16 protein-coding genes are annotated in these 22,932 nt (G+C 65.9%); 10 read left to right on the plus strand and 6 right to left on the minus strand.

Features of this window, described 5'->3' with window-relative positions:
- Positions 1-8 precede the first annotated feature (8 nt).
- The 3 genes from HEQ22_RS08600 to HEQ22_RS08610 all read right to left on the minus strand — a co-directional run bounded on the left by HEQ22_RS08600 (position 9) and on the right by HEQ22_RS08610 (position 2,727).
- Positions 9-656: a DUF4893 domain-containing protein gene (locus tag HEQ22_RS08600; RefSeq protein ID WP_432770763.1), complete on the minus strand. Its 648-nt coding sequence runs from the start codon at positions 654-656 to the stop codon at positions 9-11.
- A gap of 103 nt (positions 657-759) precedes the next feature.
- On the minus strand, positions 760-1,545 hold the full coding sequence (locus HEQ22_RS08605; RefSeq protein ID WP_432770764.1) for a 3-hydroxybutyrate dehydrogenase: 786 nt from the start codon (positions 1,543-1,545) through the stop codon (positions 760-762).
- Positions 1,546-1,569: 24 nt separating this feature from the next.
- The gene (locus tag HEQ22_RS08610) at positions 1,570-2,727 is read right to left on the minus strand and encodes a patatin-like phospholipase family protein (protein ID WP_432770765.1); all 1,158 of its coding nucleotides are present in this window, start codon (positions 2,725-2,727) and stop codon (positions 1,570-1,572) included.
- 165 nt (positions 2,728-2,892) lie between these two features.
- Here HEQ22_RS08610 and ypfJ point away from each other — a divergent pair, with 165 nt between their 5' ends.
- From ypfJ to HEQ22_RS08645, 7 genes are all read left to right on the plus strand, one after another.
- Entirely contained in the window at positions 2,893-3,798 is a 906-nt protein-coding gene (gene ypfJ / locus HEQ22_RS08615) for a KPN_02809 family neutral zinc metallopeptidase (protein ID WP_432770766.1), read from the plus strand.
- Positions 3,771-5,057 (plus strand): amidohydrolase family protein, encoded by a 1,287-nt coding sequence (locus HEQ22_RS08620; protein WP_432770767.1) that lies wholly within the window; start codon positions 3,771-3,773, stop codon positions 5,055-5,057. Before ypfJ ends, HEQ22_RS08620 begins: the two co-directional genes overlap by 28 nt.
- Before the next feature lie 214 nt (positions 5,058-5,271).
- Positions 5,272-7,338 carry a prolyl oligopeptidase family serine peptidase gene (locus tag HEQ22_RS08625; protein WP_432770768.1) on the plus strand — a complete coding sequence of 689 codons (2,067 nt, stop codon included), beginning with the start codon at positions 5,272-5,274 and terminating at the stop codon, positions 7,336-7,338.
- Between the two features lie 151 nt (positions 7,339-7,489).
- The gene (locus HEQ22_RS08630) at positions 7,490-10,312 is read left to right on the plus strand and encodes a valine--tRNA ligase (protein ID WP_432770769.1); all 2,823 of its coding nucleotides are present in this window, start codon (positions 7,490-7,492) and stop codon (positions 10,310-10,312) included.
- Between the two features lie 274 nt (positions 10,313-10,586).
- Positions 10,587-11,921, plus strand: coding sequence for an MATE family efflux transporter (locus HEQ22_RS08635; RefSeq protein WP_432770844.1), 1,335 nt, complete (start codon positions 10,587-10,589; stop codon positions 11,919-11,921).
- 86 nt (positions 11,922-12,007) lie between these two features.
- Positions 12,008-13,180: a sensor histidine kinase gene (locus tag HEQ22_RS08640; RefSeq protein ID WP_432770770.1), complete on the plus strand. Its 1,173-nt coding sequence runs from the start codon at positions 12,008-12,010 to the stop codon at positions 13,178-13,180.
- 3 nt (positions 13,181-13,183) lie between these two features.
- Positions 13,184-13,915, plus strand: a complete 732-nt coding sequence (locus HEQ22_RS08645; RefSeq protein ID WP_432770771.1) for a LytR/AlgR family response regulator transcription factor — start codon at positions 13,184-13,186, stop codon at positions 13,913-13,915.
- A gap of 84 nt (positions 13,916-13,999) precedes the next feature.
- On the opposite strand, the gene HEQ22_RS08650 is transcribed toward HEQ22_RS08645, so the two are convergent.
- Positions 14,000-14,341 carry a UrcA family protein gene (locus tag HEQ22_RS08650; RefSeq protein WP_432770772.1) on the minus strand — a complete coding sequence of 114 codons (342 nt, stop codon included), beginning with the start codon at positions 14,339-14,341 and terminating at the stop codon, positions 14,000-14,002.
- Positions 14,342-14,591: 250 nt separating this feature from the next.
- Here HEQ22_RS08650 and HEQ22_RS08655 point away from each other — a divergent pair, with 250 nt between their 5' ends.
- A complete protein-coding gene (locus HEQ22_RS08655; protein WP_432770773.1) occupies positions 14,592-15,140 on the plus strand; it encodes a hypothetical protein in 549 nt (182 codons plus the stop codon).
- A gap of 1 nt (position 15,141) precedes the next feature.
- Here the strand turns inward: HEQ22_RS08655 and HEQ22_RS08660 are convergent, their stop codons facing one another.
- Positions 15,142-15,582, minus strand: coding sequence for a hypothetical protein (locus HEQ22_RS08660; RefSeq protein WP_432770774.1), 441 nt, complete (start codon positions 15,580-15,582; stop codon positions 15,142-15,144).
- A gap of 131 nt (positions 15,583-15,713) precedes the next feature.
- Between HEQ22_RS08660 and HEQ22_RS08665 the strand changes: the two genes are divergently transcribed.
- Entirely contained in the window at positions 15,714-17,261 is a 1,548-nt protein-coding gene (locus tag HEQ22_RS08665) for a BCCT family transporter (RefSeq protein ID WP_432770775.1), read from the plus strand.
- 16 nt (positions 17,262-17,277) lie between these two features.
- Here HEQ22_RS08665 and HEQ22_RS08670 read toward each other — a convergent pair whose 3' ends face one another.
- Positions 17,278-19,338 carry a M13 family metallopeptidase gene (locus HEQ22_RS08670; RefSeq protein ID WP_432770776.1) on the minus strand — a complete coding sequence of 687 codons (2,061 nt, stop codon included), beginning with the start codon at positions 19,336-19,338 and terminating at the stop codon, positions 17,278-17,280.
- Between the two features lie 224 nt (positions 19,339-19,562).
- Between HEQ22_RS08670 and uvrA the strand changes: the two genes are divergently transcribed.
- Complete coding sequence (uvrA, locus tag HEQ22_RS08675; protein WP_432770777.1) at positions 19,563-22,454, plus strand: excinuclease ABC subunit UvrA; 2,892 nt, start codon at positions 19,563-19,565, stop codon at positions 22,452-22,454.
- Positions 22,455-22,932 lie beyond the last annotated feature (478 nt).

Genomic DNA, 22,932 nt, shown 5'->3' on the forward strand with positions numbered 1-22,932 from the left:
CCTGTTGTTCAGGCCGCGGGGGCCAGTTCGATCACGTCGAGCAGCGATTCATACGCCGGCGCCGGCAACACCAGCCGCCAGCGGTTGTCGCCGATCCGTTCGACGAGTCCCGCCATGTCGCGCATCCGGTCGCTGCCATAATTGACCGGCCTCCCCTCGTCGCCCAATTCGAGGGTGCCGAGGAATATCTGGCGTTTCAGATTGTCGGGAAAGATCAGCCCGACCGGGCGCTGCGACCCGCTGAGCTTGATCAGGCTCCACAGTCCCTGTTCGGCCGACACGCGGCAACGGAACCAGCCATAAGCGATATAACCGAGCCCGCCGCGCCCCTGCGACCCGACCTTGATCGTGCGACAGCGATATTCACCTTCGGGCAGGTGCGGGTTGGGCAGCGCCGCCATCGGCTGCAGCAGCACGCCTTCGCGCGCGAGGTCCGCGGTGTGACCTTTGGCGCGCGCGTCGGCCAAGGCAGCTTCCCAGCTGTCATACCAGTTGCGAATCCGCGCGCGATCCTGTTCGGTTGCAGTCGCGCGCCACCCGCCACTGTCCTCCGGCGACGCATCGGCCGCGGCCTGCGGAATCGCCGGCATGGTCTTGCAAGCGCCAAGGCCGAAGCCCAGCGCCAGTGTCAAAATAATCGTCGTGCGCCCCCGCATGGTCCGTCTCTCCTGGTCCGGCTTGGGGTTAACCATAGGGGGAGACAGGAAAATGCTCAAGGGCGGCGGCGCCGCGCCATTCAACCGGCGTGGCGGCGGTCGGTCATCCGGCCGTCCAGCCGCCATCGACCGACAGGTTGGCACCGGTGATATTCGCCGCTTCGTCGCGGGTCAGGAAGGTCGCCAGCGCCGCGACCTGATCGACGGTGACGAACCGCTTCGTCGGCTGCCCGGCCAGCAGCACATCGTTGATCACCTGATCGCGGGTCATGTGGCGCGCCTTCATCGTGTCGGGTATCTGGTTTTCGACGAGCGGCGTCCACACGTAACCGGGGCTGATGCAGTTGACCGTAATTCCGGCCTCGGCAACCTCGAGTGCGACGGTCTTGGTCAGGCCGGCAAGACCGTGTTTGGCAGTGACATACGCCGATTTGAACGGCGAGGCGACGAGCGAATGCGCCGACGCGGTCGCGATGATCCGCCCCCACTTCTTCTGGCGCATCCCCGGCACCGCGTGGCGGATCGTGTGGAACGACGCGGTCAGGTTGAGCGCGATGATCATGTCCCATTTTTCGGGCGGGAAATCCTCGACCGGCGAAACGAACTGCATCCCGGCGTTATTCACCAGAATATCCACCCCATCCATATCCTTGCCGGCACGGGCGAACATCGCTTCGATCTCATCGGACTTGGTCAGGTCGGCGCCGTCATAAACCGCTTTGCCGCCGTTCAGCACCTTGATCGCCGCGAGTTCCGCCTCGATCGCATCGGCTTCGCCGAAGCCGTTGATGATGATGTTAGCGCCCGCCGCCGCCAGCGCCTTGGCGATGCCGAGCCCGATGCCCGACGTCGAACCGGTGACCAGAGCCGTCTTGCCTTTGAGGTGCATGGAAAGTCCTTTCAGTGGGGAGGTTCAGGAAACGCCCGGATCGGCCTTCGGTCGCAATGCATTCGATTGCACCGCAAAACTGTCCGACCGCCCCTCGGCGATACTTTCGGCGAGCAGATGCCCGTCCTTCATCGCCGCCTCGACCGCAGCGCCGCCCAGCGCCCAGTTGACCTCCATCGTCGATCGGGAAAATTCGAAGTCGCGGGCGCCGGTCTGCCATTCGGGCGGGTCGTGGATCAGCTGGACGACGTTGAGCGCGTTCGAATGGGTCATCCGCCGCACAGCCTTCGCTTCGGGGAGGTCCGCGAGTTCGGGCGGCAACTTCGCGAGCAGCTTGTCGATCAGTCCATGTTCCTTGCGTCGTCGGACCAGCCCGTCCGAAATCCGCCGGGTCCGGCTGGAATAACGGATATCCTTTTCCCGCGACCAGGCTTCCTCCATGTCGTGCGGTCGGTCGCCGCGCGCCGGGAACAGGTCGACCTGGAACACCAGCATATCTTCGTTCGCCGCCTCGACGACGTGTTCGAGCGGGGTGTTAGAGACCAGGCCGCCGTCCCAGTACCAGCAGCCGTCGATCTCGACCGGCGGCAGACCCGGCGGCAGCGCGCCCGAGGCGAGGATATGGCGCGCGTCGATCGTATCGACCTTGGTGTCGAAATAGCGGAAATTGCCGGTCTCGACCGCGACCGCGCCGACCGACAGGCGGACCTTGCCGTTGTTCACGCGGTCCCAGTCGACAAGGCGCTCGAGCGTCTGGACCAGCGGCGCCGTGTCGTAAAAGCTGACCGCAGCCGGCGTCTGGCGCGCGGCGAAGGTCGGCGGCGGCCAGCGCGGGGTGAAAAACCCAGGCACGCCGAATGTCGCGACCTGCGCCGCCGCCGCCCAGTGCGACCATTCGCGGATCATGTCGTTGTCGACTTCGGGGAGTGCCGGTAGCGCCGAAGAAACACCATCCCAGAATTCACGCATCTTGCCGACCGCCTGATCGCGCTCGTTGCCGGCGATGATCGCCGCATTGACCGCACCGATCGAAATGCCGGCAACCCAGTCGAGCTCGATGCCAAGGTCGATCAGCGCCTCATAGACCCCGGCCTGAAAGGCGCCAAGCGCGCCGCCGCCCTGGAGGACCAGCACCACCAGGTCGGGCAAAGGCATGGCGGCTCGGGCGGCGCGGCGGGGCATGGGCTTGGGAACATCCTTCGAGGCGGAACGACGGGAACGTTTTGTGCGCCGCAGCATAGTTGATAGCAAGGATGGTGTCGACCAGCTTGGCGCGAAGGCGCTTTCAATTGCCGCAAGCTGCTGCCAGAACCTGATCAGATCAACCCGTGCTTGGAGTAACCCCCGATGCGTCTCGACGATTATGATCCCGGCGACGATATTCGCGACCTCGGAAGAGGCGGCGGCGGGGGTTTCGGCGGCGGCGGTGGCGGCATCGGGGGGCTCCTCATCGGTTTCTTGCCGATGCTGCTCGGGCGCAAAATGGGCTGCGGGACCCTCCTGCTGATCGGTGCGGTCGCGTTCTTCCTGCTCGGGCCGGGCGCCAACATGCTGAGCGGCGTCGGCGGCACTGCCGATCCCGCCGCCGACAGCCGCACAGGCAGCGGGGTCGCCTGCGACACCGCGTCCGAGCGCTTTGCGTGCAACGTCTTCGGATCGACGCACACTGTGTGGGAAGGGCTGGTCAGCGGTTACCAGCGGCCGACGCTCAATTTCTTTACCGAACAGAATAGCTCGGAATGCGGCGCCGCCCAGGCGGCGATGGGACCCTTCTACTGCCCCGCCGATCAGGGCGTCTATCTCGACACCAGCTTCTTCCGCGAACTCGATCAGAAATTCGGTGCAGCGGGCGACGCCGCACAGGCCTATGTGATCGCGCACGAAGTCGGCCATCATATCCAGACGATCAGCGGCATTTCGAACCAGGTCCGCCAGGCGCAGCAACGCGCCTCGCAGGCCGAAGGCAACGCGCTGCAGGTCCGCATGGAGTTGCAGGCCGACTGCTACGCCGGGGTCTGGGCCGCGCGCGCCAAGAACAGCGCCGGCCAGTCCGTCATGGAAGCCGGCGACATGGAGGAAGCGATGCGCGCCGCCAATGCGATCGGCGACGACACGCTGATGCGCTCGGCGGGGCAGCGGCCGGTGCCCGAAAGCTTTACCCACGGGACGAGCGAACAACGCATGAGCTGGCTGCGCCGCGGCCTGCAATCCGGGGATCCGCGCCAGTGCAACGCCTTCGACACCGCCATCTGATCGCCGCGCTCGCGGTGTCGCTGCTCGCAGCGACACCGGCGTCGGCAGAGAGCTTGTACATCGAAACCGGGCGGCTGATCGACGGCGTCTCGAACGACGTCCGCACCGGCCAGTGCATCACGGTCCAGAACGAGCGCATCACGGCGATCGCTCGGTGCGGGCCGGCGCCCGACGGCGCGACGCGGCTCGACTGGTCGGCCTTCACGGTTCTGCCGGGGTTGATCGACCTGCACACCCACCTCGCCGACCTCGGGCAGAGCGCCGATCTTGCGGCGCCGATCAAGGCCTCGCCGGCCGAAACCGCGCTGGTCGGCGCGCGCAATGCCCGTGTCACATTGAATGCGGGCTTCACCAGCGTCCGCGACGTCGGCACCTATCGCGGACTCACCGACGTGACCTTGCGCAACGCGATCGAGCGCGGTGACGTCCCCGGCCCGCGGATGTGGGTCGCGGGCGCCTATATCACCATCCCGAAGGGCGGCGGCGAACTCAACGGCGTCGTCCCGCACGAGCAACTGCCGCCCGATATGCGGCTCGGCGTCGCCGCGACGCCCGCCGAAGCCGCCGCCCGCACCACCTTCCTGCTCGACCATGGCGCCGATTTTATCAAGACGATCGCGACCGGCGCGGTGCTCGCGATCGGCACCGAGCCCGGCGCGGTCGAACTTGGCGTGGATTATCTGCGCGCGGTGGTCGCGGTCGCCCATGCGCGCGGCAAGAAGGTTACCGCGCACGCCCACGGCGCCGAGGGAATCAAGAACGCCATCAATGCCGGGGTCGACAGCATCGAACATGCCAGCCTCGCCGATGAGGAAGCTCTACAGTTGGCGAGGGCGCGCGGCACCTGGCTGGCGATGGACATCTACAACGGCACCTATATCGACGAGGTCGGCACGAAAGAGGGGTGGCCGGCCGAATATCTGCGTAAGAACCGCGAGACGACCGATGCCCAGCGCGTCGCCTTCCGCCGCGCCGTCGAACTCGGGGTCAACATCGGTTATGCGACCGACGCCGGCGTCTATCCGCACGGCATGAACGCGCGCCAGTTCGCCAATATGATCAAATATGGCATGACCCCGATGCAGGCAATCCAGTCGGCCACCGGCCGCGCCGCGATCGAAATGGGCCGCAGCGACATCGGCGCGATCGCTCCCGGCCGCTTTGCCGACATGGTCGCGGTCAAGGCCGACCCGCTCGCCGACATCACCGTGCTGGAAAAGATTGACCATGTGATGAAGGGCGGCGTGATGGTCCGGTAGCGACCGGTTGCGGACCTAAATGCGGTGCACCCCGGCGAAAGCCGGGGTCCAGGGCGTAATCGCGCAAGGCCAGCTTTCCAACGCTCTGGGCCCCGGCTTTCGCCGGCGTACAGAAATGAGCAAACGGCCGCTTCCCACCCCGAAACCGACATCATGGGAGCAGCTTGGCGACGAAGCGACTTGAACGCGCGCGCCACCCGGCTAAACCGCTTTCATGCGAAACCATTTCCTGACCAGCGCCTTTGCGCTCGCCGCCGCCCTTTCCGCCCCCGCGCTGGCCCGCCCGATGACCGAAGTCGACCTCGCGACGCTGAAGCGCGTCGCCGCGCCTGCCGCTTCGCCCGACGGTCGCTGGATCGCGTATCAGATGACCGAGACCGCGCCCGAGACGTACAGGCGGGGGACGGGGCTGTGGGTGGTCGACCGTGCAGCGAAGGATGGGGAGCCGGTGCGTATCGCCGACACCGCCGACAAGAATGAAAGCGCCCCCGCCTTCCACCCCGACGGCAGCCTCTATTTCCTGTCGAACGCGTCGGGCAAGAGCCAGGTCTGGCGCGTCGATCCGCAGGCTGGCGCCGCCGCGACGCAAGTCACCGACGCCAAGGCCGATGTGTCGGGATTCAAGATTTCGCCCGACGGGACAAAGCTGCTCGCCTGGGGCGACATCCCACGCGAATGCACCGATTTCGGCTGCGAGGCGAAGGACAAGGGCGCGCTGCCCGGCCCCGGCACCGGCCGCCTTTACAAGAATGAGGCGGGCTTCGTGCGCCATTGGGACAGCTGGGAAACCCCCGGCACCTACAGCCGCCCCTTCGTCTTCAACCTCGCCGATGGCAAGGCGAGCGTCGCCCGCCCACTCGACGCCGGGCTGATCGGCGACACCCCGTCGAAGCCGTTCGGCGGCGGCGAGGAACTGGCGTGGGGGCCCGACAGCCGCACCGTCTATTTCACGCTGCGCAAGGCGGACAAGGACGAGCCGACCTCGACCAACCTCGACATTTACCGCACCCTCGTCGATGCGCGGATGCCGCCGATCAACCTGACCGAGGTCAATGCGGCGGTCGACACCCTCCCCACCCCGTCGCCCGACGGCAAATGGCTGGCCTATGCCGCGATGGCGCGGCCGAGTTACGAGGCCGACCGGCAGGTGCTGATGCTGCTGAACACCGAGAGCGGCGAAACACGCAAGCTGACCGACGCGTGGGATCGCTCGGTCGGCTCGATCGCGTGGGCGGCCGACGGCAAGTCGCTCTACGTCACCGCGCAGGACGTGCTCGACCACCCCGTCTTCCGCGTCGATGCGAAGACCGGCAAGGTCGAGAAATTGCGCGCGACGCGCGAGCAGTGGGAGGGCAATATCGGCGACGTCACGCCGCTGCCCGGCGGCGCCATTCTCTTTTCGCGCAACAGCATCGCGGTGCCGACCGACCTGTTCGTCCGCGACGCGAAGGGCGGGATCGTTCGGCTGACCGACGTCAATCGTGCCCAGCTTGCCGAAATCGACCCGGTCGACGTCCAGCGGATCGAGTTCAAGGGCGCGGGCGGCGACACGGTGTGGGGCCAGATCGTCAAACCCGCCGACACGAAGGGCAAGCTTCCGGTCGCCTTCCTCGTCCACGGCGGGCCGCAGGGCAGTTTCGGCAACAGCTGGTCGACGCGCTGGAACCCGCGGCTGTTTTCGGCCCCGGGCTATGCTGCGGTCAGCATCGATTTCCATGGCTCGACCGGTTACGGCCAAGCCTTCACCGACAGCATCAACCAGGACTGGGGCGGCAAGCCGCTTGAGGATCTGAAACTCGGCCTCGCCGCGGCGGGAGCGCAGGATGCCAACCTCGACGTCGCCAATGCCTGCGCGCTCGGCGGCTCGTACGGCGGCTATATGATGAACTGGATCGCGGGCAACTGGCCCGATGGTTTCAAATGCCTCGTCACCCACGCCGGCGTCTTCGACCTGCGCGCGATGGCGTTCGAGACCGAGGAACTGTGGTTCGACGAATGGGACCATGGCGGCCCGTGGTGGAAGCGCACCGACCCCGAAAAATGGAACCCGGTGAACCATGTCGCCAAATGGAAGACCCCGACGCTGGTCATCCACGGCGAAAAGGATTTCCGCATCCCCTACAGCCAGAGCCTCGCGGTGTTCAACGCACTGCAGCGGCAGGGCATCGAGAGCGAATTGCTGATCTATCCCGACGAAAACCACTGGATCTTGAAGGGGCAGAACAGCGTGCAATGGTACAGCACGGTGTTCGACTGGATGGGCCGGCATTTGAAGAAATAGCATCGCAGCATCGTCATGCCGGACTTGATCCGGCATCCATAGCTGCGCAGGCGGTGATGGACCCCGGATCAAGTCCGGGGTGACGATGTACGAGAACAGGGCCATTGCCCCCTTGCCGCGCCGCACCATGGCTGGCAAAGCGCGGCGCATTATGCCGATGGAAAAAACATTCGATCCCGCCGCAATCGAGGCGAAATGGGCCACTGAGTGGGAAAGCCGCGGGTTGTTTCGCCCGCACCGCCCCGACGCCACTCCCTTCACGATCGTCAACCCGCCGCCGAACGTCACGGGCGCGCTGCACATCGGCCATGCGCTCGACAACACGTTGCAGGATGTCCTCGTCCGTTATGAACGGCTGCGCGGCAAGGATGCGTTGTGGGTCGTCGGCATGGACCATGCCGGCATCGCGACGCAGATGGTCGTCGAACGCCAGTTGGAGGCGAGCCAGGACAAGCGCACCAATTACAGCCGCGAAGATTTCATCGACAAGGTGTGGCAGTGGAAGGCGGAAAGCGGCGGCCAGATCACCGGCCAGCTCCGCCGTCTCGGCTGTTCGATGGACTGGTCACGCGAGCAGTTCACGATGGACCCGCATTTCACGCGCGCGGTGGTCAAGGTGTTCGTCGACCTCCACAAAAAGGGGCTGATTTACCGCGACAAGCGGCTGGTGAACTGGGATCCCAAGCTCAAAACCGCGATCTCGGACCTCGAGGTCGAGACGCACGAGGTGCAGGGCGGTTTCTGGCACTTCAAATATCCGCTCGCCGACGGCGTGACGCTGGATGACGGCCGCGATTATATCGAGGTCGCGACGACGCGCCCCGAAACGATGCTCGCCGACATGGCGGTCGCGGTGAATGCCGACGATGCGCGTTATCAAAGCGTCATCGGCAAGTTTGTGACGCTACCGATCACCGGTCGCCGCGTGCCGATCGTCGCCGACGACCATGCCGATCCCGAACTGGGTTCGGGCGCGGTGAAGATAACCCCGGGGCATGATTTCAACGACTTCGACGTCGGCAAGCGCGCGGGTTTCAAGGCCGGCGAGATGCTCAACATGCTCGATGGCGATGCGAACGTCATCCAGACGAGCGATGGGCTGATCCCGGCCGCATATCTCGGCCTCCACCGCTTCAAGCGCGATGGCATCGACGGCGCGCGCGAACTCGTCGTACAGCGGATGAAGGAAGCGGGCTTCCTCATCCCCCATATCGTGACTTCGAAAGAGGGGGACGTCGTCGAGCACGACGCCGAACCGCGCACCATCCAGACACCCTTCGGCGACCGCGGCGGCGTGGTGATTGAGCCCTGGCTGACCGACCAATGGTATGTCGATGCCGAAACGCTCGCGCAGCCGCCGATGCAGGCGGTGCGCGACGGGCGGATCAACATCGTCCCCAAGACTTGGGAAAAGACCTTCTTCAACTGGATGGAGAATATCCAGCCGTGGTGCGTCTCGCGTCAGCTCTGGTGGGGTCATCGGATTCCGGCTTGGTATGGGCCGGGCAAAGACCAGCAAAAGACAGTCATTGTCGACGCCCGTAGGCCGGAGCGCGAGCAAGCCTTTTACAGCGGCCAGCAGGTATTTGTTGGTATCGATGAAGCCGACGTGCTTCAGCAAGCGCGCGATTATTACGGCTCCGACAAAAAAATCGAGCTTACCGACGAAATCGCGACCGGTAACACGGCAGATATATACCTCTATCGCGACCCCGACGTCCTCGACACCTGGTTCTCCTCCGCCCTCTGGCCCTTCGCGACGCTCGGCTGGCCCGAGGATAGCGACCTCGTCAAGCGCCACTACCCCAACGACGTCCTCATCTCCGGCTTCGACATCCTGTTCTTCTGGGATGCGCGCATGGCGATGCAGGGGATGGAGTTCATGGGCGACGTGCCGTGGAAGACGCTCTACCTCCACGGCCTCGTCCGCGCGCCCGATGGTGCGAAGATGTCGAAGTCGAAGGGTAATGTCGTTGATCCGCTTGGGCTGATCGACCAGTACGGCGCCGACGCGCTGCGTTTCTTCATGGCGGCGATGGAAAGTCAGGGCCGCGACATCAAGATGGATGACGCGCGTCTGGCTGGATACCGCAACTTCGCGACCAAGCTGTGGAACGCCGCGCGCTTCTGCGAAGCCAATGGCATTTTGGCCTCGACTACCTTGGCCGCCCCTGCGGCCACCCTGCCGGTCAACCGCTGGATCATCGGCGAAGTCGCCGCAACGGTCACCGCGATGGAAAGCGCCTTCGCCGCCTATCGCTTCGACGAGGCCGCCAACGCGATCTACAGCTTTGCGTGGGATCGGTTTTGCGACTGGTATCTCGAGCTGATCAAAGGATCGATCAACGACGAAACGAAGGCCGTCGCCGGCTGGGTACTCGATCAGATTCTCGTCATGCTCCACCCGTTCATGCCCTTCATCACCGAAGAGCTATGGACCGGGTTCGGCGACCGCGCCGATTATCCGCTGATCACAGCGAAATGGCCTGAGCCCGCCGCCGAACGCGATGCCGACGCCAGCGCCGACATCGACTGGCTGATCAAGCTGGTGAGCGAACTTCGCGGGGCTAAAGCCGAACTCGGCCTACCCCCCGGCGCCCGCCTGACCGCGCATTTTCCGGCATCGCTGAAAGACCGCACCGACAAGCTCGCAGCGCAACTCGACCGTCTCGCGCGCCTTGGCGAGATCAGCTTCGACCCCACCCCCCCGGGCGCGTCGGCACAGCTTGTCGTCGAGGGCGAGACGATCACCGTCCCGCTCGAAGGCGTCATCGACATCGCCGCCGAGCGCGACCGACTGACCAAGGCGCTCGCCGCCGCAGCAAAGGAGCGCGACGGCCTCGCGGGCCGCCTGAACAACCCGTCGTTCGTCGAACGCGCCAAGCCCGAGGCGGTCGATAAAGCGCGCGCCGATCATGCCGCGAAGGAGGCGGAAGCCGATCGCCTGACCGCCGCCTTGGCAAGATTGGGGTGAGCGAACACACGAAATCCTCCCCGCCCGCGCGGAGGTGGCAGCGCGAAGCGCTGACGGAGGGGGCGGGCGTCCTTGCGCGACGTCGCTTCAGGGTGCGAACTCCCTCCACCATCCTGCGGATGGTCCCCCTCCCCGTTCCGGGGAGGATCGTTTGACCGAAAACGTCACCCCCACCCCCGTCGCCGTGGCGAGCGATCCGGCGTCGGCGCCTGTCCCCCCGCGCCAGACCGCGCGCGGCGGCGCGGACCTGACCAGCGGGCCGATCACCAAAACGCTGATCGTCTTTGCCCTGCCGACGCTGGCGTCGAACATCCTGCAGACGCTATCGGGGTCGGTAAACGCGATCTGGGTCGGGCAATTCCTGGGCAACAGCGCGCTGGCGGCGACCGCCAATGCCAACATCATCATGTTCCTGATGTTCGCGACCTTTTTCGGCTTCGGCATGGCGGCGACGGTGTTGATCGGCCAGGCGATCGGCCGCGGCGATATCGATGCGGCGCGGCGTGCGACCGGCGGCGTCGTCGGCCTCGCGCTGCTGTTTTCGCTGGTCATCGCCGTGGTCGGCTGGTTCGCGTCGGACGCGATCCTGCGCTGGCTCGAAACCCCGGCGGAGGCGTTTGCGCTGGCGCACGATTATCTGCGCGTCACCTTTATCGCGGTGCCCGCCAGCATGATGATGGTCACGCTGATGATGGCATCGCGCGGCGCCGGAGACGCGATCACGCCGCTGCGCTTCATGATTCTGACCGTGGTGCTCGACATCGTCCTCAACCCGGTGCTGATCCTCGGGCTCGGCCCCGCCCCGCGCCTCGGCATCGCCGGCAGCGCGCTGGCGACCGCGATCGCCGGGACGATCAGCCTGATCGGCATGGTCGGCTGGTTTTATGCGAAGAACCATCCGCTGCGCCTGCGCGGACGCGAACTTGGCTATCTGGTGCCAAGCCTCAGCGAGCTGCGCTTCATCATCGGCCGCGGGCTGCCGATGGGCGCGCAGATGCTCGTCATCTCGGGCGCCGGGCTGGTCATGGTCGGGCTGGTCAATCGCGAGGGGCTGGTCACCGCCGCCGCCTATGGCGCGACGCTGCAATTGTGGAATTATATCCAGATGCCCGCGCTCGCGGTCGGCGCCGCAGTCAGCGCGATGGTGGCGCAGAATATCGGCGCCGGTCGCTGGGATCGCGTGTCGACGGTGACAAACAGCGGCATCGCGATCAACCTGGCGATGACCGGGGTGCTGATCGGCCTGCTGCTCGCCTTCGACCGCGCCGCGCTGGGCCTGTTCCTCGGCGACGGCAGCGAAGCGATCGAGGTCGCGCGTCATATCCAGCTGCTCGCGACCTGGACCTTCCTGCCGTTCGGAACGACGATCGTGCTGATCGGGACGTTGCGCGCGAACGGGTCGGTCATCCCGCCGCTCATCATCCTGGCGCTGTCGATGTTCCCGATCCGCCTCGGCTTCTACTGGCTGGGCTACCCCATGCTGGGCGCCGATGCGATCTGGTGGAGCTTCCCGCTGTCCTCGCTCGCCTCGGTCGCGATGGCCTGGGCGGTGTATCGGCGCGGCAATTGGCGGCGCGTGCTGGCGCAGCCGGCGGCGACGTCGTCGTGACGCTTTCGACCAATGCCCCCGCGGGTTCGACTGGCGGCCCGGCGTCCGCTAGCCTATCGCAGGACTTAGAGGCTACAGCGGCCGGAATGAAGATGACCCCACGCGAGGACCCGCTGCGCGATCAGCGCGCAAAGATGCTGGCCGCGGCGCCCGACTGGCGCGCGGCGGACGCCCGCGTCAATCCGCGCGTCGCCATCGGCTCGATCCTCGCGATGTGGCTGCTCTATTTCCTGATCACCACCGGGCTGTCGGTGCTCACCGGGGCGCCCGACCAGTGGGAGTTCATCAGCCTGCGCGCGATCGTCGTCGTCGCCGGCATTCTTTGCACCTTCGTCCTGTATCAGCTGCTCCAGCGCGCCCAGCCGCGCAGCTTCGGCGCCCGGCTCGCGGCGGCGCTCGGCGCCGCGGTGCCGCTGGTGATCGTCTATGCAACGGTCAACCTGCTGGTCTTCTATTACTGGTTCCCGGTCTCCGACGCCGCCAAGATCATCGAAGAGATGCAGTCGAAATATCCCGGCGCGTGGCAGACGGTGCTGATCCTCGACAGCTCGATCCGCTGGTATTTCTTTTTCGCGGTGTGGGCCGCGCTCTATGTCGCCTTCGGCTATGCCAACGAGATGCGCGCGGTCGAGCGCCGCGCCAATCACTTCCGCATCGAGGCACAGACCGCGCAGCTGCGCGCGCTGCACTATCAGGTCAATCCGCACTTCCTGTTCAACACGCTGAACTCCCTCTCGACGCTCGTCCTGCGCGGCTCGAAAGCCGAGGCCGAGACGATGATCATGAACCTGTCGTCGTTCCTGCGCTCGAGCCTGGCGATCGATCCCGAGCAGCTCGTCAGCCTCGACGAGGAGATCGCGCTCCAGCGGCTCTATCTCGACATCGAACAGACGCGCTTTCCCGACCGGCTGCAGGTCGAAGTGACGATGCCCGACGCGCTCAAACATGCCTGTGTCCCGGTGCTGATCCTGCAACCGATCATCGAGAATGCGATCAAATATGGCGTCGCGCCGAGCAAGGGGCGGATCGCGATCCGGCTCGATGCGAGCAGCGAATATGGGCTGCTGGTGCTGCGGATCGAAAACGACATCGACCCGGCGGCACCGACGCCGCCGCCGGGGACCGGGCTGGGGCTCGGCAATGTACGCGAACGGCTGCTCACGCGCTATGGACCGGTCGCCGGGTGCGAATGGGGGCCGTCGGATGGGGGCGGCTTTGCCGTCTCGCTGTGGCTGCCGATGGCAAGGCAGGGATGCTGACACATGATGCAGACGCTCCGGACCCTCATTGTTGACGACGAACCGCTCGCGATCGAGCGGCTCCAGATCCTCGCCGGGCAACAGGAGGGCATTGCACTCGTCGGCACCGCCAGCGACGGCGCCTCGGCGCTGCGCATGGTCGACGCGCTCGCCCCCGACCTGGTGCTGTGCGACATCGCGATGCCCGATCTCAACGGGCTGGAGGTCGCCGCGGCGATCGACCGGCTCGACAATCCGCCCGCGGTGATTTTCGTCACTGCGTTCGACCAATATGCGGTTGCGGCGTTCGACGTCGCGGCGGTCGATTACCTGCTCAAACCGGTGTCGCCCGAACGGCTGGAACGCGCGCTGGCCCGCGTCCGCGAATGGCGCTCGACCGACCGCAGCCGGACGCAGAAGAGCAAGTGGATCGGCGAATTCTGGGTCCAGAATCGCGGCGAGATGCTGCGCATCGACGCCGGGCAAGTCGACCTGATCGAGGCCGAGCGCGACTATATGCGACTGCACGTCGGCGCGCGCAGCTGGCTGATCCACCAGACGATCAAGTCGCTCGAGGCGCGAATGGACCCCGACCAGTTCATGCGCATCCACCGGTCGAAGATGGTGCGCCGCGCCGGCATCGCCGGGTTGAAACATCATGGCGACGGCGCATGGAGCGTCGACCTGGGCGAAGGCGGCGTCCACCGCATCGGCCGCACCTACCTCCACGACGTCAAGGCGATCATGCAGCCCTGACCGGCAAAGCATTACGGCATATCAAAGAAAGCGGCCGGACAATCTGCCCGGCCGCCATTCGCTTCGATCTGTCGGTCGGCGTCGTCAGGGGGCGGCGACGATCACTTGGCCGCGATCGGCGAGCGCGGTGCCATCGCCGCCCAACAGCCCCGCCAGCTTGACGTCGGCGTCGACCATCGTCGCCGCTTCGCACCGACGCGCCTTGCGCTCGGCATTGAGGCCGTGCGCGAGGCGGGTACCGCACACTTCGCGCACCGCGGTCTTGACCCGCGTCGTCAGGCGGTCGCGCCCGCTGACGCTGGCAAGATTCAGGTCGTCGTAGCGCACGACGACGCGATGCTGGCTGTCGTCTTCGGCCGCGGCGGGCGCGGCGACGGCGGCGGCCGCAAGCGGCGCTGCCAGCAGGATCAGGGTAAATTTCGCCATGGGGGATTCCTCTCGTCGGGGCAACATAGGGGGATATGTCGGATGCGGGACACGAAGGCCCGGACCGGGGAGACCGCAGCCTCCGCATCCCGCATATTCCGAATGCCCGCCCCGCGCCGCTGGCGCACGCGGCGTTCGACGGGGCCCGACACCCCGTCGATTGAAGGACGAAGGGCGTTCGCGCGCCGACCAATGGCCGACGGTCGGCGCCGGCCTTGCAACCGGTTCGCCGCTATGGCGTTATCGGATCATGGCGAGATACAGGACCAGCGAAGCGAGTCGCGACCTACGATTCCACCGGCTGCTCGGTTGGCTGGGGCTGGCCGCCGCCGGCGTGGCAGCCGGCATAGCGCTCGGAGCGGTTGCCGTGGGTGACGGTATCGGCGGCAAGGCCGCCGAAGGTATCGCGTCCTACGCGGGTTTGAGCGGCAATCCCGACGCCCGGTCGGTGGACATCGTGCCGCCCTGTCTCGACTGTCCCGGCATCCACGGCCCCGACAGCTTCGGCGTCGGAGCGCGCCTGCGGGCCGCGCGCGACACGCGGATGGAGGACGACTTCCGGGAGCTGGGCGCGGTCGAGATCGACTATGGGTATGAACCCGAGGTCGCCGACGATTATGACTATGGCGGCCGCTTTGCCGAGCCGGCCCCGGTCGTCGTCGCCGCACGGTCAGAAAGCGCGCCCGCAAGCCCGCCCGTCGCACCGGTCGTCGAGCAAACGCCCGAAACCGCAGTCACACCCCCGCCGACCGACGCGCCGCCGGGCAAGCTGCCCGCCGACGCGCCAATCGCCTTTTGACTTACCGCAGCTGCGGCTTGGGCTTGGCGCAGCGGCTCTGATCGCCAGCCTCGCACGCGGCGACATCGGCCTTCCATGCGGCAACATCGGCTTCGTATTTCATGCGATCTTCGGCCGACATCGCGGCCACGCGCGCCTTTTCGGCCTCATAGGCTGCGGTTTCTTCAGCGAACGCGGACTGATCGGCCGCGACCTGCTGCGCAACCGCCGACACCTCTTGCTGGTACGTCACATTTTCGGCCTTCGCTCGCGCCGCCTGCTCGGCATTGAGCCGCGCGGTGTTCGACCGCTCCTCGGGCGTCGTGCCATCCGGCGCCGCGGGTTCAGCCGCAGCATCGACCGATTCGGCCGCGGGCTCGTCGGTGTCCGGCTGGACAGCAACGGCGGCAACCGAAGCGATCAGCGCCATTGCGGCGGTTGCCGCCAAAAACGTCCTGGTCATCGAAGCGTCTCCTTGCAAATGCATGTGTCGCCGTCCCAACGCTTTGCCGCTGTCGGCGTTCCCGCCGCCATTTGACCTCACCAGCGCGCACGGCCATGCTTGGCGTCCCTCATGTCCCAATGGTGCCGTCTTTGCCAGTCCCTTCATCGCCAGTCCCGTCGCCGCATCCGATCAACCGTCCGGTGTTCTTCATCCCGCTCGCCATCCTGCTCGCGGCGGTGCTGCTGAGCCTGTGGTTCGGCGACGCCTTCGTCACGGCCGAGACCGCGGTCAACGACTGGATCCTGCTCTATTTCGGCCGCGTCTTCGCACTCGCCGGGGTCGGGTTCCTGTTGCTGCTGGCAATCGTCGCCGTATCGCCGCTCGGCGGCACGATCATCGGCGGGGCCGACGCCAAGCCCCTGCTCGGCCGCTGGCGCTGGTTCGCGGTGACCTTGTGCACCACCATAGCAACCGGCATCCTGTTCTGGGGCGCCGCCGAACCGCTCTTTCACCTCAACGATCCGCCCGCGATGCTCGGCGTCGAGCCCGGCAGCCCCGCAGCCGCGACCTTTGCGATGTCGACGATGTTCCTGCACTGGACGCTGACGCCCTATGCGATCTACACGGTCGGCGCGCTGGCCTTCGCGATCGTCTATTACAATCGCCGCGAGCCATTTCGCCTGTCATCGATGTTCGTGCCGCTGATCGGGCGTCACGCGCACGGCCCGATCGGTTCGGCGATCGATATCGTCTGCCTTTATGCACTCGTCGCCGGCATGGCGGCCTCGCTCGGCGCCGGGGTGCTGGCGCTCGCGGGCGGGATCGAGGGTTTGGGCGGCTTTTCGGGCGGGGCCCCGCTGCGCTGGGGCATCGCCGCGGCGATCGTTGCCACCTTCGTGATATCGGCGGCACTCGGGCTTCAGAAAGGCATCACCCGCCTGTCGCTGCTCAATATCTGGATGTTTTTCGCGGTGCTGCTGTTCGTGATCGTCGCCGGACCAGCTGGGCTGCTGCCGCGCCTCGGCTTTGATGGCGCGTCCGATTACGCCGCGACCTTCCTGCCGCGCAGCCTGGGGATCGACGTCGATCCCGACTGGCACCGGCAATGGACGATCTTCAACTGGGGCAACTGGTTTGCCTGGGCGCCGGTCACCGCATTGTTCCTCGGGCGGCTCGCGGTCGGCTACACCGTCCGCGCGGTGATCGCGTTCAACCTGCTGCTGCCCGCGCTGTTCGGCGCAATCTGGATGATCGTCATCGCCGGAACGACGATCACCCTCGACCGGCAGTCGGGCGGCGCGCTCTATGCGGTGCTGCTCGAAAGCGGCCCCGACCCTCTGTTGTACCGCATCTTCAGCCAGCTCGGGGGTGGCCCGATCATCCTGACATTGCTGATCGCCGCGATTTTCCTGTCCTACGTCACCGCCGCCGACAGCAATGTCTCGGCGATGAGCGGGCTGTCGACGCGCGGCATTTCGCCCGACGATCCCGAAGCGCCGCTTGGGGTGAAAATTGCCTGGGGCGCGACGGTCGGGCTTGTCGCCGCGGTGCTCGTCGCCGCGGCGGGGCTCGACGGCATCCGGATGATGTCGGTGCTCGGCGGCTTTCCCGCCCTCTTCGTCATCCTGGGTGCCGCTCTGTCGCTGGCGTCGATGCTGGTACGGGGACGGCACACGGCCGCCCCCGCCCCATCCTGAGAAAGGGGTCTCAGGCTTACCAGATTTTCGTGCGCTCTTCGGGCTTCAGATAATATTTCGCGCCCGCCCCGATCCCGAACGCCGTGTACCAGGCGTCCAGATTGCGCACCGGACCAATGATGCGCCAGCGCGCCGGGCTGTGCGGGTCGCTCGCGACCTGCTGCTTGATAGCATCTTCGCGCGCCTTGTCGCGCCACGCCTGCGCGAACGCCAGGAAAAAGCGCTGGTCACCGGTCAGCCCGTCGATCACCGGCGCCGGCTTGCCGCCCAGCGAGCGGTGATAAGCGTCATAGGCGACCTCCAGCCCGGCGAGGTCGGCGATATTTTCGCCCATCGTCAGATCGGGGTTGATGAACGCCCCCGGCGCGGCTTCGTAGGTCGCATATTGGGCGCCGAACGCCTTGGCCTGCGCGTCGAAGCGCGCCGCATCCTCAGGAGTCCACCAGTCGCGCACCGCGCCGCTGGCGTCGATCTTGCGCCCCTGATCGTCGAAGCCGTGGATGATCTCGTGGCCGATCACGGCGCCGATCGCCCCATAATTCACCGCATCGTCCACGCTCTCGCTGAAATAGGGTGCCTGCAAGATGCCCGCCGGAAACACGATCTTGTTCTCCAGCCCGCCGTTGTAGGCGTTCACTTCCTGCGGGTTCATCGCCCATTTCTTGCGATCGACCGGCTTGTTCAGGTCCGACATCGCATAGGCATATTCGGACGCGAAAACGCGCTTTACATTGCCGAAAAGGTCGGTCGGGTCGATCTTGAGCGCCGAATAGTCCCGCCATTTGTCGGGATAGCCGACCATGACGTCCATCTTGGCCAGCTTAGCCAGCGCGGCCTCTTTGGTCGCGGGCGCCATCCAGCTGTTGGCGCCAATGCGGTCGCCCATCGCCAGCTTGAGGTTGGCGACGAGTGCCTCCATCTTCGCCTTGGCGCTCGCCGGGAAATATTGCGCGGAATAGGTTTCGCCGACCAACTCGCCCAAACTGCCATCGACCAGTGTCAGCCCGCGTTTCCAACGCGGCCGCTGCTCGGAAACACCGCTCAGCGCTTTGCTATATTCAAAGCGGCTGTCGACGAACGCCTTCGGCAGATAGGGCGCCGCACTGTCGGCGAGGCGGAACTGCTGCCACAGCTTGATCGTGTCGAGCGGCGTCGCGGCATAAAGCGCCGCAATGTCGCGGATCGCGGTCTTTTCGTTGACGATGATCCGTTGCTGCGGCGCGATGCCGGCGCCCGCAAACCACGCGTCCCAGTCGAGCCCGGGGGCATAGGCGGCGAGTTCGGCCCCCGACATCGGATTGTTGATCTTGCCGATGTCGCGGCGGTCGGCGACCGCCCAGCTGACCTTGGCGATTTCGGTCTCGAACGCCAGGATCGCGTCGGCGGCTTTTTCGGGGTCGCTGGTGCCTGTCAACTTCAGCGTCCGCGCGATGTACGCGCGGTAAGCGTCGCGCTGCGGCTTGAAGCCGTCGGCGAGATAATATTCGCGCTCGGGCAGCCCGAGGCCGTTCTGCCCCAGCCACAGCACATTGACCGTCGGATCGTCGGTGTCGGCATAGGGTCCGCCGCTGACGATGCTCGTGCCGAAGCTGCCCTGGGTGCCGCCCATGAAGCGCGCCATCGCGCTCTTATCCTTGATTGCCGCCACCGCCGCGAGGTCGGACATCAGCGGCGCGGCGCCGCGCGCCTCGACCGCCGCCTCGTCCATGAAGCTCTGGTACAGCCCGCCGACCTGGCTCGAAGGGGGCGCCCCTTCGACCACCGCGCGCAACTGGCGCTGGGTGAGGTTATAGACGTCGTAGCCGACGCCTGCCGAGGCCTGATCCGACGGAATTTCGGTTTTTTCAAACCAAGTGCCGTTGGCATATTTGTCGAAATCGTCGCCCGGCTTCACCGTCGTATCGCGCGCATCCAGATCGACGCCCCAATTGCCGAAGGTCAGCGCCTTCAGCGATGCCTCGTCGGGCGCCGCCGCCGATGTCGTCGCCGCGGCGTCCGCATCCTGCGCCTGCACCGGCGCCGTCATCAGCGCTGCGACGATCGCCAGGCCGGCCGCGCCGGCAAAAAAGCTTTTCATGTCCCCAGTCTCCCTGTCGTCCCCGCGCCGCCCCGCAGGGGCGGCGACCATGGCAATGCTTGTCCAACCATGACGTCACGCGGTCAAGCACAGCGCCCGCCGCTGGTCGAAGCGCCGGGGATGTTGGTGGAAAGTCCGCCCGTTGCGAGTCGGACCCCGCACCCCTATCTAGGATGCGATCGGCCCCTTGCGCCGCAAGAACAAATCTGGAACACACCCCTCCCATGAGTCTCACCCACATCAAGGTTCGCGGCGCGCGCGAGCACAACCTCAAGGGCGTCGACGTCGACCTGCCGCGCGACAGCCTGATCGTGATCACCGGCCTGTCGGGCAGCGGCAAGTCGAGCCTCGCCTTCGACACCATCTATGCCGAGGGGCAGCGGCGTTATGTCGAGTCGCTCTCCGCCTATGCGCGCCAGTTCCTGGAGATGATGCAGAAGCCCGATGTCGAGCATATCGACGGGCTGTCGCCGGCGATCAGCATCGAGCAGAAGACGACGTCGCGGAACCCGCGCTCGACCGTCGCCACCGTCACCGAAATCTACGATTATATGCGCCTGCTGTGGGCGCGCGTCGGCGTCCCCTATTCCCCCGCGACGGGCGAGCCGATCGCGGCGCAGACGGTCAGCCAGATGGTCGACCGGGTGATGGAACTGCCCGAGGGCACGCGCGCCTATCTGCTCGCGCCCGTCGTGCGCGGGCGCAAGGGCGAGTATAAGAAGGAACTCGCGCAGTGGCAGAAGGACGGTTTCACCCGCGTCCGCATCGACGGCGAGTTTTACGAGATCGGTGAGGCGCCCGCGCTCGACAAGAAATACAAGCATGACATCGAGGTCGTCGTCGACCGCATCGCGGTGCGCGACGGGCTGGGCACGCGGCTGGCCGACAGTTTCGAGACCGCGCTGAAACTGGCCGAGGGGCTGGCTTATGTCGACTTGGCCGACGGTCCGGTTCCCGGCCGCGAGGAAGAGGACAGCGGCGGCGCGATGAAGGGCGCGGGCATCCCCGCGAACCGCCTGATCTTCAGCGAAAAATTCTCCTGCCCGGTCAGCGGCTTTACGATTGCCGAGATCGAACCGCGATTGTTCAGCTTCAACGCGCCGCAGGGCGCGTGCCCCGCCTGTGATGGGTTGGGCGAGCGGCAGGAGTTCGATCCCGACCTGGTTGTTCCCAACCATGCGCTGAGCCTGAAGAAAGGCGCGGTGGTGCCGTGGGCGAAATCGAACCCGCCCTCGCCCTATTATATGCAGGTGCTCGAAAGCCTGGGCAAACAGTTCGGCTTCGAGCTGACGACGCCGTGGCAGGACCTGCCCGGCGAGGTACAGCTCGTCATCCTCTACGGCAGCGGCGGCAAGCCGGTCGAGCTGACCTTCAAGGACGGCCGCCGCAGCTATACGACGCACAAGGCGTTCGAGGGGGTGATCGGCAACCTCAACCGCCGCCTGCTGCAGACCGAAAGCGCGTGGATGCGCGAGGAGCTGTCGAAGTATCAGACGCCGCAGCCGTGCGAGACGTGCCACGGCGCCCGCCTCCGCCCCGAACCGCTCGCGGTCAAGATCGCGGGCGAGGACATCAGCATGTCGGCGCAGCGCTCGGTCGCCGACGCGCTCGGCTGGTTTTCGACCCTCGAGGCGAAGCTGAACGACACCCAGAAGCAGATCGCCAAGGCGATCCTGAAAGAGATCAACGAACGCCTGGGCTTCCTCAACAATGTCGGGCTCGATTACCTCAACCTCAACCGGACATCGGGAACATTGAGCGGCGGCGAGAGCCAGCGCATCCGCCTCGCCAGCCAGATCGGCAGCGGCCTGTCGGGGGTGCTCTACGTGCTCGACGAACCGAGCATCGGCCTCCACCAGCGCGACAACGACCGGCTGCTCGCGACGCTCAAGCGCCTGCGCGACCTCGGCAACACCGTCATCGTTGTCGAGCATGACGAGGATGCGATCCGCCACGCCGATTATGTCGTCGACATGGGACCGGGCGCGGGGCTGCACGGCGGCGAGATCGTCGCCGAGGGCACGCTCGAGCAGGTGCTGAAGAACAAGAAGAGCCTGACCGCCGCCTATCTCACCGGCGCCAAACGCATCGAAATCCCGAAGCATCGCCGCAAGGGCAATGGCTTCGACCTCGTGCTCAAGGGTGCCCGCGCGAACAATCTCCAGAATGTCACTGCGAAGATCCCGCTCGGCACATTCACCTGCGTCACCGGCCTGTCGGGCAGCGGCAAGTCGAGCCTGATCATTGACACGCTCTATGCCAGCGCGGCGCGCGTCCTCAACGGCGCGCGGATGATCGCGGGGCCGCACGACAGCCTGAAAGGGCTGGAGCATTGCGACAAGGTTATCGACATCGACCAGTCGCCGATCGGCCGCACCCCGCGCTCCAACCCCGCCACGTATACGGGCGCCTTCACGATCATCCGCGACTGGTTCGCGGGGCTGCCCGAAAGCCAGGCACGCGGCTACAAGCCGGGGCGCTTCAGCTTCAACGTCAAGGGCGGGCGGTGCGAAACCTGCACCGGCGACGGGCTGATCAAGATCGAGATGCACTTCCTGCCCGACGTCTATGTGACGTGCGAGACGTGCCACGGCAAACGCTACAACCGCGAAACGCTCGAGGTGAAATTCAAGGGCCACAGCATCGCCGACGTGCTCGACATGACGGTCGAGGATGCGGCGGAGTTCTTCAAGGCGGTGCCGTCGATCCGCGAGAAGATGGCGATGCTGGTGCGCGTCGGGCTGGGCTACATCAAGGTCGGGCAACAGGCGACGACGCTGTCGGGCGGCGAGGCGCAGCGCGTCAAGCTCGCCAAGGAATTGTCGCGCCGATCGACCGGGCAGACGCTCTACATCCTCGACGAACCTACCACCGGGCTGCATTTCGAGGATGTCCGCAAACTGCTCGAAGTGCTGCAGGCGCTGGTCGAACAGGGCAACAGCGTCGTGGTGATCGAGCATAACCTGGATGTCATCAAGACCGCCGACTATATCCTCGACCTCGGCCCCGAGGGCGGGGTGAAGGGCGGCGAGATCGTCGCGAGCGGCACGCCGGAGCAGGTCGCGAAGAACCCGCGCAGCTTCACGGGGCAATATCTGGCGCCGATGCTGAAATAGGGTGCGGCACCCTCCCCGCCTGCGTCGCTCCGGACAAGGGGCGGCGGGGCGCGCCCCTATGCGCCAAAGTTCAGTAAAGTTCAGCCTTACGCGCCAATTTTCCGTTGCATCCCGGAGGCAGGAGCGCAGCGCATATGGCCGCGCGCGAACAGGGGTGGCAACGGCGTTTATCGATGATTTGAAAGAGCCGGGATGAAGGCTGGCACATCGCAATAATGTAGGAAAGCGGTTTTTTTCGGCCTCGGCGCGTTGGGCTCGATCCGGGGTCCGGCTCGCGACGTCATAAAAGAAAGAGGTCTCACGCAAAGGCGCGAAGGCGCGAAGAAGGAAGGAAGAGGGTTTCGCACAAAGACACAAAGCCACAAAGGGGGCGGTGTCAGGCGTAATTGCGGCGCAGATGCGCGGCGGTGGGATTTGGCTGCCGGACCTAGTCCGGCCATCAAATGGCAAAGGTCGGTTGGGTCACGTCGTTGGCCGC

The organism is Sphingopyxis sp. (assembly GCF_050916055.1).
Classification (GTDB): domain Bacteria; phylum Pseudomonadota; class Alphaproteobacteria; order Sphingomonadales; family Sphingomonadaceae; genus Sphingopyxis.